The sequence below is a fragment of the Anaerobiospirillum sp. NML120449 genome, from assembly GCF_023051105.1.
Classification (GTDB): Bacteria; Pseudomonadota; Gammaproteobacteria; order Enterobacterales; family Succinivibrionaceae; genus Anaerobiospirillum.
In genome coordinates this window covers 41,732-54,234 of record NZ_JALKIL010000024.1, presented here as the reverse complement: position 1 = coordinate 54,234, position 12,503 = coordinate 41,732, and the positions used below count along the sequence as shown (strand labels likewise).

Annotated in this window: 9 protein-coding genes and 4 tRNA genes; 1 reads left to right on the top strand and 12 read right to left on the bottom strand. The window is 50.3% G+C overall.

All coding sequences use genetic code 11. The features are described from left to right. Nucleotides 1–32 precede the first annotated feature (32 nt). The 8 genes from MXE41_RS08075 to MXE41_RS08040 all read right to left on the bottom strand — a co-directional run bounded on the left by MXE41_RS08075 (nt 33) and on the right by MXE41_RS08040 (nt 9,901). Nucleotides 33–548 carry an isoprenylcysteine carboxylmethyltransferase family protein gene (locus MXE41_RS08075; RefSeq protein WP_246977932.1) on the bottom strand — a complete coding sequence of 172 codons (516 nt, stop codon included), beginning with the start codon at nt 546–548 and terminating at the stop codon, nt 33–35. A gap of 494 nt (nt 549–1,042) precedes the next feature. Then, nucleotides 1,043–4,327 carry an FAD-binding and (Fe-S)-binding domain-containing protein gene (locus MXE41_RS08070; protein WP_247100129.1) on the bottom strand — a complete coding sequence of 1,095 codons (3,285 nt, stop codon included), beginning with the start codon at nt 4,325–4,327 and terminating at the stop codon, nt 1,043–1,045. Nucleotides 4,328–5,411: 1,084 nt separating this feature from the next. After that, nucleotides 5,412–5,858 (bottom strand): NirD/YgiW/YdeI family stress tolerance protein, encoded by a 447-nt coding sequence (locus MXE41_RS08065; RefSeq protein WP_246977934.1) that lies wholly within the window; start codon nt 5,856–5,858, stop codon nt 5,412–5,414. Nucleotides 5,859–6,064: 206 nt separating this feature from the next. Further along, entirely contained in the window at nt 6,065–6,466 is a 402-nt protein-coding gene (locus MXE41_RS08060; RefSeq protein WP_246977935.1) for a NirD/YgiW/YdeI family stress tolerance protein, read from the bottom strand. A gap of 665 nt (nt 6,467–7,131) precedes the next feature. Further along, nucleotides 7,132–7,674 carry a NirD/YgiW/YdeI family stress tolerance protein gene (locus MXE41_RS08055; RefSeq protein WP_247100128.1) on the bottom strand — a complete coding sequence of 181 codons (543 nt, stop codon included), beginning with the start codon at nt 7,672–7,674 and terminating at the stop codon, nt 7,132–7,134. Nucleotides 7,675–8,324: 650 nt separating this feature from the next. Continuing rightward, nucleotides 8,325–8,840: a NirD/YgiW/YdeI family stress tolerance protein gene (locus tag MXE41_RS08050; protein WP_246977937.1), complete on the bottom strand. Its 516-nt coding sequence runs from the start codon at nt 8,838–8,840 to the stop codon at nt 8,325–8,327. A 197-nt stretch (nt 8,841–9,037) separates the two neighbouring features. Further along, nucleotides 9,038–9,427, bottom strand: a complete 390-nt coding sequence (locus MXE41_RS08045; RefSeq protein ID WP_246977938.1) for a NirD/YgiW/YdeI family stress tolerance protein — start codon at nt 9,425–9,427, stop codon at nt 9,038–9,040. A gap of 309 nt (nt 9,428–9,736) precedes the next feature. Further along, nucleotides 9,737–9,901 carry a hypothetical protein gene (locus MXE41_RS08040; protein ID WP_247100127.1) on the bottom strand — a complete coding sequence of 55 codons (165 nt, stop codon included), beginning with the start codon at nt 9,899–9,901 and terminating at the stop codon, nt 9,737–9,739. Nucleotides 9,902–11,121: 1,220 nt separating this feature from the next. Here MXE41_RS08040 and MXE41_RS08035 point away from each other — a divergent pair. Next, nucleotides 11,122–11,535 (top strand): hypothetical protein, encoded by a 414-nt coding sequence (locus tag MXE41_RS08035; protein WP_246977939.1) that lies wholly within the window; start codon nt 11,122–11,124, stop codon nt 11,533–11,535. Nucleotides 11,536–12,116: 581 nt separating this feature from the next. Here the strand turns inward: MXE41_RS08035 and MXE41_RS08030 are convergent. The 4 genes from MXE41_RS08030 to MXE41_RS08015 all read right to left on the bottom strand — a co-directional run bounded on the left by MXE41_RS08030 (nt 12,117) and on the right by MXE41_RS08015 (nt 12,486). Further along, nucleotides 12,117–12,193, bottom strand: a tRNA-Met gene (locus MXE41_RS08030). A 6-nt stretch (nt 12,194–12,199) separates the two neighbouring features. Continuing rightward, nucleotides 12,200–12,276: transfer RNA gene (locus MXE41_RS08025), tRNA-Gln, on the bottom strand. A gap of 50 nt (nt 12,277–12,326) precedes the next feature. Beyond that, a tRNA-Met gene (locus MXE41_RS08020) sits at nt 12,327–12,403 on the bottom strand. A 6-nt stretch (nt 12,404–12,409) separates the two neighbouring features. Then, a tRNA-Gln gene (locus tag MXE41_RS08015) sits at nt 12,410–12,486 on the bottom strand. Nucleotides 12,487–12,503 lie beyond the last annotated feature (17 nt).

Below are 12,503 nucleotides of genomic sequence, written 5' to 3'. Positions count from 1 at the left end.
GGCGGCTGCCCTTAAGAAAAGGCTGACCTCAATCAAGCCTTGCGTGGCCAGACACGCGGGAAGAAGCGAGGCACACGGCTCTTATAGTCGGCCCACTCCTCAGGAAATTCCTTTTCAAGACGTGGCTCATCGAGGAATACGGCAGCAAACCAGGCAAAGCACAGAATGGCAACCGGTACCACGAGGCTGGCAAGGGAGTTGAGCGAACAGGCAAAGCCCATATAGTACAGGAAAACGCCTACGTGCATAGGATTGCGACACACGGCATAAGGACCTGTTGTTACCAGATGGGTGGTCTCCTTCATCATTTTGACCTTGCCCAGGTTACCTGCACCGCCCTCGCCTTTCTTTACCAGGGCCACATTGGACCAGATGGCAAAGAACAGACCTACGGCAGAGCTGAGACTGCCAAGATAGACATTGGTGGAGCTTTGAGCAAGGAAGGTGGCCGGAACTGCAATGCTGATGAGATACATCACTGTCGGACCGACAAAGATAAAGGCGAAAAAGCCAACAGCATAAATAGCTTTCTCTCTAAAACTGAACATTTGTAACTCCTTTTCTCAGAATGCTCTGACAGCATCACAACCTGCATGGACTGAAACCATGGCCATGGTCTCAGTCACTGACTGCATCATACTGCCACAGGGCGCAGGCCAGCGACTGTACGGCACCGTTCAAGGTTTTCTGAGTTATGTAACTTTCAGTAAATATAACTGAAGAGCAGCCTGCAGACAGTGAAACACGGCACAGTGCGACAGCTCTTTATTCAGTATCTGGCTCGAGACAGGAGCAAAGGTCCAGTTCGGGAGCATCCTCAGTACAGTCTATCAGCAATAAGACAATACCTGGCAAAAATGATAAAGCCCCGCATCACTGACCCGTAAGGGCACTGATGCGGGGCAAATCAGCTCATCCAGGCACATGCAGCCTGGCCTGCAATACGATCCACACGATCGTATGCCGCGCAGACCAGGTCATCAGCGCTGCAGTATATGAACTACCTGTCAGGGCCAGCTTAGCCGGCGGCAGACCTGTTGGCTTAGCCGGCGGCAGACCTGTTGGCTGCGGCTGCGGCTGCAGCAGAGGCCTGCTCAAGGAGCATGGTCAGAACGTGTACCGGATGGTTGGCGCGCTTATGCTCCATACGCTCAACCTGAGAGCGGCAGGAGAAGCCGGTGATCAGGCACTGAGTGAATGGACGGCTGGCCAGATGCTCCTTCCAGTTCTGCTCATAGACAGTACGGGTCTCTTCCTGATTGCTCTTCATATGACCAAACAGACCGGCCATACCGCAGCATGCAACCGGCAATGGCAGAGCACGCAGACCAAAGTGGGCCAGCACATCCTGCCACATTCTTACTGACAGAGGTACCAGAGCCTGCTCGGTGCAGTGACAGAAGAGATAGAAGTCATCAGCAAATGAGCATGGGCCAATGGCGCTGTCATGTAAAGAATCTGCATCGGTACTGCCTGCGCCTGCAGCGCCCTGAGCGGCAGCGGCTGCTGATCCGGCAGCGCCACGGGAGGCTGCGATGACATTTTTGATCTCAGCGCCCAGACGCTGCTCAACAGCGCGGTACTGAGAAGATACCAGAGCATCCTTAAGCCACTCTTCAGGCAGCAGCACCTTAAACTCAGGACAGTCAGGAATAAGAGCCGGATATTCATCGCGATAGCAGATAGTAAGTGCCGGATCAAAGCCTACCATGGTAAGTCCACGGCTGTGCAGACGGGCAAGGCGCTGGGCCTGCATGCGGCCATACTTGATAAATTTGGCGCGGGCACCACGAATAATGAAGAGCTTGCCATTGATATATGGCTTTAATATGGCAACCCTGAAGCCCATTACCCTGACAAGACGTGCCAGCTCTACCAGTGAGTCAGCCTCATGGCTGGCAGTAAAGGCATTGGAAATAACAATGACATCAAACTCAGAAGCACGGTTTTCAGCTTCCTCAGCACTGAGTACCGGAATTGAGAACTCAGCGCTCTGCTGCCACATGGTGCGCTCATTGAACACTGGCAGATCAACAAAGTTGAAGAAGTGCTCCATGATTGCCTTGTTTAAATCCGACTGAATCAGGGCATTGGCCAGCTTAGGCATCTTTGCCAGCACCGGATTGGAACGTTCGGCATTCATGCACAGCAAGTCCATGGATGGACGCAGATAACGGCTGTAGTAGAAGTTGAGGAAGCGGGAGTTCATCTCAGCTGAGTTTACGTGAGCCGGACACTGGGTCTTGCAGGACTTGCAGGACAGACAGGTAGCCACATGGCCCAGATACTCGTGATTGAAATCCTCACGGTCAAAAATGGTATTGCGGGTGCGGGTGCACAGATTGCCAAGCCAGGAAAGCCATGATTTGGCCTGAGCCACAAAGTCACCAAGAGGATTGTTTGCCTCGGCCAGCAGCTGCTGCTCTACGGCATTAACATCAACCTGACGCTCACTCATAAGGCGCAGCCACTCACGCATCAGACCTGAGTAGCCCTTTGGTGACTTCACATGGTCTTTGGAGAAACGGTAGCTTGGGCACATAAGTGAGGCACGTGAGTAGCTGAAGCACTGACCATTACCATTACAGTTAAGGGCAGGCTCAAAGTTCTCACGAACCCTGATATCGATGGTGCGATCCAGATCGCCGCGCATAGGGTCATCAAGAGCTACCAGACTGTCAGTCTCATTGCCCCATGGCACACAGATTTTGCCCGGATTGAGTCTGTTGTCAGGGTCGAAAATGGCCTTGATCTTACGGGCCAGAGGATAGAGCTTGCCAAAGAAGACTTCGCCATAGCAGGAGCGGTAGCCGCGACCATGCTCACCCCACATCTGACCGCCATACTTCTTAACCAGCTCGACCACGCCATTGGAGATGTCGACCAGCTTCTGACGATCCTCATCGGTAGTCAGATCAAGAGCCGGGCGTACGTGCATCAGACCGCAGTCGACGTGACCGAACATGCCATAGGTTACATACATGCTGTCAAGCAGAGCACGGAACTCCAGAATATAGTCAGCAAGATTCTCCGGAGGCACTACTGTATCTTCAGTAAAAGCCACCAGCTTCTTGGCACCGGCAGCAGATCCGAGCAGACCTACGGCCTTCTTGCGCATGCCATAGACAGCAGCGATACCCTCTTTGGTATCAACAACCTGAGCGCCCAGAATACCTCTGCGGCGCTCAGAGGCATCCTTTTGAGTCTGCTCATAAAGAGACATCATGAAGGCGCGGTCTTTTTCTTCGTCATGACCGTTGAACTCAACAATGTTTACGCCGCTGATTTCAGCGCCGGGAACATCAGTAATGTAATTCTTTACGCTCAGCCAGACAGGATCCTTTCTGGCCAGATCAAGCACTCTGGAATCAACGGTTTCAACAGAGAAGGCGCCAGCCTTGATCAGGACATTGGCATGACGCAGGGCTGAGTCAAAGTTCTCATACTTGATGACGCACAGAGCACGGAAGGATGGCTTTAAGGTCAGATCAATACGGGCACCGACCAGAGTAGCAAGCGTACCCTCAGCACCGCAGATCAGGCGGGCCAGATTGAGAGTATCAGTATCTGCATCATAGGCATGCATCAGGTCATAACCGGTAAGGAAACGGTTAAGTTTTGGAAAGTGTTCTTTGACCTCTGCGCTGTGCCATTTGAGCAGCTCATAACATCTGCGGTAAATCTCACCCTCAAGGCCTGGGCGGTCAAGACAATTTTTGAGCTCCTCACCCTTTACCGGTCTGAAAGTACATAAGGTACCGTCACGCAGCACTACCTCAGCCTCGAGTACATGCTCAGAGGTGCGGCCGTAAACAAGCGATCCCTGGCCGGCTGCATCATTGGCAATCATGCCGCCAATAGTGGCACGCGATGAGGTTGACAGCTCAGGAGAGAAAAACAGCTGCTCGCTGGCAACATGCTCGTTGAGCTCATCTTTGATTACACCTGGCTCGACCACGATGCTGCGCTCGTCCGGTCTGAAGTCACTGAAACTCTTCATGTGACGGGACATGTCGACAATCACACCATGATTGAGTGACTGACCATTGGTACCGGTACCGCCGCCACGTGGGGTAATACGGATTTTTTTAAACTCAGGAGCTGAGGCTGTTTTAAAGAGGGTAACCACATCTTGCTTGCTCTTTGGGAAAACCACAGCCTGAGGCATTTTCTGATAGACAGAATTATCTGTAGCCACCAGCAGACGGGCCGCATAACGATCTTCAATTTCACCGGCAAAACCGTTTCTTGCCAGCGCCTCAAGAAACCTGGCATGATCATTATCCACTTTGGATACATTAACAATCTGAGGAATAATCAAAGTCATACGACACCCGCAATATGCAAAAATCCCTGAGCAGCCCGCCCAAAAAGGCGGTACTCCCCCACGTGCACTTCTCAACAGCCACTTCCCACCCTTTCACCTCATCTCATGAAGCCCGGCTTTATGATGACAGGCTATTCTTACGTCAGGCCACACTCATAGCATGCCACTCTTATGGCTGCCCATCATTGTGACTGAGCAAACTCATGGCTGGCCATCCTTACATCAGGCCATCCTTATGGCTGGCTATCCGTCAGTCCTCAGTCATTGCCGGCCATACTCATGACTTGCCATAAGGGACCTGTATAACAGCGATGAAACGGCATGGGAAAGCCGATAAGATACGCCCATATCTGTACAAGATCAAGAATGCCACGGCCCTGCATCAAGAGCCTTTTATCCGGCTCAATACCTCATCATATGAGCCAATAATTCCACAGCAGATCAGCAATATACGCCGCATATTATCCCTGGTTAGCTTCAGGCGGGCAAAGCTCACTACGGCTGACAACAATTGCATGCAAAGCCCTCTGAAAGAAGCGCAGCAGCGCTCATTCACGGCCGGTTTAAGCGGCCACAGCCATGGCAAAGCTTCCAGGAGAACACGCCTGCAAAAGCACCTGGCAATGCTATATTTTTGCAGCCCTGCCCTTACAGGGCGCCTTCTTTCACCATAGTGGGCCTGCCTGTGCACCAAAAAAGTCCCATCTTACAGCCATGCCTCCCGATTCCAGGAAAGACCACCTGCAGCTGCCAGACGCTCTGTAAAACATGAATAAGGCGCAGTCAATGATCATGCATTGAATATGGCATTTTCCACACAGCAACAGTATGGACGCCCTCAGTATCGGACTACCTGAAAGCCTGCTCTGTGGTGCACCCACTATCTGATAATACCAGGCATGGGCATCAAAGCTCCAGAGCAGCTGCCTGCCAGTGACAGGGGCTGCTCTGGGCCAGATCACGCTCTGCCGGCGGAGATCGACAGTCTGATGCATACCGCAGATAAGAGCCTGAAAAGCAAAAAAGCCCTTTCACATGGTGAAAGAGCTTTGCAATACAACTGTACAAGGAAAAATTCTGCTAATTACCTGGCTGCTGGTGCAGGAGCAGCACCTGGCTGACCTGGGGCACCAAAACCGGCTGCGCCGCCCTGTGCTGCTGGAGCTCCCTTCTCGAGGGAAACAATGCGCTTAACATCGATGGTGGTGCTGAAGAAATCCTTATCTACAGTACCGGACAGCTCAATAAGCTCGCCCTTGGAAATATGAGACCAGTTCTGCTCGTCATCAAGCTCAACCTCAATGGAGTTGGTGCCGTCAGTGAACTCGTAACGCTCATGGCCCAGGTAGTCTACAAGGCGGCCGCGCAGGGTAACCCACTGATCATCATAAGCATTTTGCTTTACGGCCTGAACTGAGCCTGTATCCGGGGTATTGAAGCCCTGTGGACCGGCGCCGTAGCCACCGTCAGCATAAGCAGCTGCACTTACAGATAAAGCGGTTGTAACCAGTAATGCATTTAAAAACTTCATATGATCTCTCCTGGCCGACAGCTTATCTGATGAAGCATGGTGGCCTTTGCTAGCCCTTAGGGCCATGTAAATGCCCTGCGGCATGTCTGCAGGATCGAAGTGCATTACCTGCATGACATTAAAAACTGTTATTTACCAGGTGGCCTGTATACCACCCTTGATTAATCTGTAACTCAGACAGCTGAAAATATAATTGGCCGGCCTGATTATTTGACAACCTGAGCGTCGGTTACATCAATCTCGATGGCGCGTGGGGTTACATCAGTCTCGCCGTAGATGGTAATGGTCTGATCCTTACCAATGTGAGACCAGTTACGGTCATCATCAAGCTCAACTACGATGCGGCCAGTGCTGTCAGCAAATTCGTACTTGTCATTGCCAAGGTAGTTGGTGAGCTTGCCGGTGAGCACTACGCGCTGCTCATCAAGACCGCTCTGGGTAACAGCCTGAACAGTGTTCAGAGCAGTTGCCGGACCAAAGCCTGCTGGACCGCCGGCCTGGCCTGAAGCGGCCTGACCGCCGCCAAAACCTGCAGGACCGGCAGCAAAGGCAACAGAGGAAACAGCTGCCAGGGCAGCAGCACTTACAAGAGCAGAAATCTTACGCATGTGACTCTCCAGATTCGGGACTTGGTTCACTTCAACCAGGCTCTTCTCAGAGAAATCAGCGCACAATACGCTGTTCTTTTTGGAACTGAGGGCTCCCGGCAGTTTTGGTTCGTTTGTGTGTGTTAGCTCATTTAAACCCATTGCACTTAGCTGATACTTAGCTGATTTTGTCACTTTCCTAATACAGTCCAGTATCACCCCAAAAAGCCCGAAAATATAGGCTCCATGAGCACAGTGAAATACAAGTGTCAGATAATAATAATTAAAAAAATATGATCTTCGTCACTACTGAGAAATGCGTTTCACTCAATCATAGATTCAATGTATGCATTGCATACTGCCAGTACATCTAATCCCAATCTTCCTGTAACCAGGATGCAGCCGCCTGTATTGCCAGCTGAGCAGACATGCGCCCCCTGCACCTCAGGCCTGCTGAGCAGACATGCGCCCCCTGCACCTCAGGCCTGCTGAGCAGAAATGCGCCCCTGCAACTCAGGCCTGCTGAACAGGCATGCACCTCTGCCTGCCCTGCGTTGACAGCTGTAAAGTCTAATGATTCAAAGTTACAGCATGTTCGCCTTAATCTTTTTCCTGCCAGAAACGAAAAAGCCCTTTCATGCCGGGCACGAAAGAGCTTGCAAATACAACTGTACAAGAAAAAATTGTTAATTCTGTCTTACGGCAGGGGATGCAGCCTGAGTCTGGACCTGCTGCACAGGAGCCTGCAACTGACCTGCAGGGTAGGTCTGTGAATTAACAGGCTGTGCTGCAGGCTGGGCATAACCCTGCTGGGCCTGTCCAGGCTGTCCGTAGCCACCGAAACCGGCATTTTGATGAGCAGCCGGTTTATCCAGAGAAACGATGCGCTTGACATCAATGGTGGTGAAGAAGAAGTCTTTGTCTACCTCACCTGTAAGCTCAATGAGTTCACCTTTGGAAATGAAAGACCAGTTCTGATCATCATCAAGCTCAACTTCGATAGAGCTGGTGCCATCGGAAAACTCATACCTGTCTTCGCCCAGATAATTCACCAGACGGCCACGCAGAGTAACCCACTGGTCATCATAGGCATGGCTCTTAACCCCGGCTACTGACCCCACATCAGGGGTGTTAAAGCCCTGCGGGCCAACGCCATAATAGCCGTCAGCATAAGCAGCGGAACCAACAGTCAGGGCAGCACCCAGAATTATAGAGTTAACAAGCTTCATATTTTTCTCCTCCCAGCCCCTGGCAGCTTTCGCTCCCGCCTGCCTGTACGTTTATCTGCCCGTATGACAGTCCGTTTATACAGCAAGTCTGAATGTGCTGTGGCCTGTCCATATGACAGCACCTCTGAGTATCCCTCAGTCTGGCAGGCTCATCAGGGGGCCTGGGATATATCTGTTCAACAACCACGCCTTTGTCAGGACTTAAACTATCGGTCCTGCAGCACACAAAGGCAATTTTCGGTCTATACCCGATTATGTGCATGCATTCAAATCACAGCCAGTTCCTTCTCAGGAAGGAGACCAGGCTTTAAATCAAAATGCATGCTTATATTCAGATCACCAGAAGCACTATTCAGTCAATAATCGCAGCTGGTAATTGTTTGCACGGGAACATTAAAGCGCAGGCAACTTAGCTGTTACTTAGTGTTTTTACCACCTTAAATGTGCCTGAGAAAAAGTTAAAGGCATTTGCCTGAAATAAGGCATTTTTTCGGAAAAATATTTTTTATTCCCCGAAAATTTTGGTGCATGATTAAAAGCATTTATGTCATTATTCCTGTCCGGAATAAATGCAAAAAAGCCCTTATACCGGGGGATATAAGGACTTTGCAATACAACTGTACAAGGAAAAAAATCTTTGTCTGGCAGGGCTATCTGGCCGGAGCCGGAGCACCGGCAGGCACAGGTGCCTGAGCTGGAGCTGCAGGAGCTGCTGATGCAGGTGCAGCAGCCGGTACCGGCTGAGCGTATCCAGGCTGCCACTGACCGCCAAAGCCTGCAGCACCCTGCTGAGCACCAGGTCCCTCAAGAGGAATAATATGGCTTACTTCAATGGTAGTTGAAAGGAAGTCCCTGTCTACCTTGCCGTGCAGCTCGATAAGATCGTTCTTTCTGACATGTGACCAGTTCTGATCATCGTCAAGCTCAACCTCAATTGTGGCGCTGCCGTCAGTGAACTCATAACGCTCATGTCCCAGGTAGTTTACGAGACGTCCGCGAATGGTAACCCACTGATCGTCATAGGCATTTTTCTTCACTGCGGCAACCGAACCCATATCTGGAGTATTGAAGCCCTGAGGGCTGCCGTAGTTATAATGTCCGCCGGCATAAGCCAGAGCGGCTGCTGACAGACCAGCAGAAACCAGCAAAATCTTTACAAGATTCATAATATTTCCTCCCGACCCTGCGCCATTCTGGCGCTGGTTTCGGAACCATAACTCAACAACACCGCCCTTTATCAGGAGTACATCCTGTCACTTGAGCACATAAGGCGGTAATGACGGCCTTAATACAGCACAGGCCGTTCATATTCAGGGGACATCTGCTGTCCTTACCTGCCAGATTAATCAGCTTAATCTTGAGATTAACGGGCATCCTTAACGTCGATCTCGATGCCTCTGCGACTGCGATCGATCTCACCGTAAATGGTGATGGTCTGATCCTTGGAGATGTGTGACCAGTCACGGTCATCATCAAGATCAACTACGATACGGCCGGTCTTATCGGTGAATTCGTACTTGTCGTTGCCAAGGTAGTTGGTCAGCTTACCGGTCAGAACAACACGCTGATCGTCCCAGCCATTCTGAATTACGGCCTGAACAGTGTCAGGAGCAGCAGCCTGCTGGAAGCCGGCTGGACCACCTGGGGCAGCAGCTGGAGCACCAAAACCTGCAGGACCACCTGGGGCGGCAAAAGCGGCGGTTGAAGCGGCTGCGATGGCGGCAGCACCTAAGAGAGCAGAAAACTTGTTCATGATATTTCTCCAGAAATGGGTATTTAACTGTTGAAGGTCTGCCACGCGACATACTCTCCTGATCTGTCAGATAAGGCCCAGGGACAGGAGCAACCGGAATCAGAACCGGTCAGTTGCATTTGCGTGGAAGCCTGCGCTGAATACATTAAACGCTTTTGTACTTAGCTCTTACTTAGCATTTTTTGCCAATTTCCTAAGGAAAAATAACAAGAAATACTCCCATGCCGTAGACAGCCCGTATCTATCGCATTTATGCCCCCGGAAAAATTTCATGCTTTTTTTTACATTTTATTTACCTGGTTCGAATACTCACAAAAACAGGGCATTTTCCAGGCTGCTTTCCAGGCTGTTTTCCTCCCGCAACAAACTGCCATGCCACATGCTAAAACCTGCCCAGGCAGCGCCCCTGCGAAAACTCCTCACAACTGTTAATTGCTCCTGCGCAAAAGCCCGATCCAGGCTGAATCTGTCCATCTACTGAGCTGTCTGGTCTAAGCTGAATCTGACCATCTACTGAGCTGTCCGGTCTAAGCTGAATCTGACCATCCATTGAAATTGCAAATCTTAGCTCCATCTGAACGCTCATACTTTCTTACATCTGAATTCAGGCCAGGGCATACCTGCGTTCAGACTACCGCTCACAAGACTGACCTCTGCCATTTATGTACATTTATACATTCAAAATTGAACCGGCCAGCAGCTCAGCTATACAGAAATCTGAGAATCACCTGTGTAGTGTACTGAGTTCATCTTGATGCCATAAATTCCTGTCAATTTATGACGCGCAAAGCAGACATGGCTCACAAAACAGGCCTGTTTTACCTGAATTTGACCATATTACTGGTACCTGGGTACGGAACTTAGCACTGTCAGGACCTGTCAAATATACAATTTGATGGGCCGCTCCCTCTTAACTGTTACCTTTTTAATGCGTGCCTGATTTTATGTCCGGCAACAGCCTGTGCTCACTCATGACGGACAAAGTAAAGCCAAAATAGTACCTCACCCATACGGCCTCCCCGCACCTTGCGGGGAGCGCTAAACCCCTTACCTTGCTGGAACAGCTAAACCCATTACCTTGCAGGAACAGCTAACCCCCTTACCCTGCTGGGACCGTCAGGCCCTTAACTTGCGTGGTGCGCTACCCCCATTACATTTAGGGTGCGCTAAGCACATTACCTTGTGGGAGAACTGAGCCCCCATATCCGGATATTTTCCTCTGTCCAGTTTGACTGAAAGGATCAAAAATCCTGTAATTATTACAGTCTGTGCAGTCTGTTGATCCGAAGGCATGAGTAAAGTCAACCGCAACATGGAATCAATCACATGCTCAGATTAATTTTTGTGACAGGAGCTCTGTTTTCTGAATCTCATTAAGAAAATGTTGCCTGATAACGGTTACAATGGCGGGCCGCAGGTATACCTCCGGGAGAGGGCTCTCTTGCAGCATCACGCCGTGACTGAACTATAAAGATTTTGCGGCTTGCTAAATAATGAGCCCAAATATTGGTATATTAATAACTGCGTATAACTGGCAGATAAGAAAAGTACAGGAAATCTGACTTTCATACTTTCTGCAGCACTACTCTAAAACATTGGAATTATGACGGTTTTAGCCGCAGAGAGTATTCCCAGGAATATGCCTCACCAATAAGCTTTCTGATGTGCGAGTCTAACTAGCCGAGGCGAAGAATATGGATTTTAAAAGTAACAAGCCTTTAATTATCATTACTGGTGCCCTCACTCTGGCAATTATCGTTATTGCCATCCAGCTGGTTTTCCTTTCCATCACCGTAAAGAGCCAGAAGGACACCATGCAGTCTTTCTCCTCAGCAACCGATGTTCACAGCATCCAGAACCGTATGGCCAATATGGAGAGCAATATTGTAGAGTTCTCCCGTGAGCTTGAGACTGTCCGTGCTGAATTTGCCCGTCTCAATGCCGAAGTTAGCGCCATGCAGAGCGTAGTTGGCAAGACCGGTAATGACTACCAGTTCCTGCAGCAGGAGCTCACCAATTTCGACAACCGCATTTCCAATCTTGAGCGTCATGCCGCCAACTCCGAGTACGTAATTCAGAGCCTCGAGCGTTCAGTACGCACCCGCTAAAGAATTTTTGAGCACTTGCCAAAAAAGCCTGACATTTGTCAGGCTTTTTTGTTTGCAGCATATCTGCACAGCAACAGGCTTTCTGCCCCCATTTGCAACTCACACGCTGAAAAACTGCCCCGGGAACGGACACCCCCGGTCAGCAAGCATGCCGGCCGTCCCGGCCACCGGTCAGCCCGGCACACCAGAATCACCAGTCCAGGCCGGCCTTTAATGTTCACGAAGTGCTCATTAGCTCAGCGACCCCGACTGGAGAAGTGGTGAAGAAGTGCTGGATTATTGCAGACAGGTTCAGGTCTGAATCATGGTGAAAATTCTTATGACTGGAGCAGTGAATGCAGGCTTTCAGTGCAGCGCAGCGCTGCACAGCGCAGTTCAGGACACTTAGCCTGGCATGATGACGGGATTTGGACAGATCTTGTGACGAGATTAAGTGTGCTGCATGCTGCCAGAGGATGATCAGGTGGCAGTACGGATTTGCAGATTGGATTGATTAATATTGATATGAACTTAAGGCGGGATTTTTGGGAGGCCCAAAAACAAAAAAACACCAAGAAGTATGTCTTCTGGTGTCGATGAGATGGTAGCTATGACTGGAATTGAACCAGTGACCTCAGCATTATGAGTGCCGCGCTCTAACCAACTGAGCTACATAGCCACTGAGTGGCAGGGGTACAAGGACTCGAACCTTGGAAATGACGGAATCAGAATCCGTTGCCTTACCAACTTGGCGATACCCCTACATGAGAAGCTCATGAATGAGCAGATTGAGTGTCTTAACCGCAAAAGACTGGTAGCTATGACTGGAATTGAACCAGTGACCTCAGCATTATGAGTGCCGCGCTCTAACCAACTGAGCTACATAGCCACTAAATGGCAGGGGTACAAGGACTCGAACCTTGGAAATGACGGAATCAGAATCCGTTGCCTTACCAACTTGGCGATACCCCTGTGGCGGTTTCTTAAAG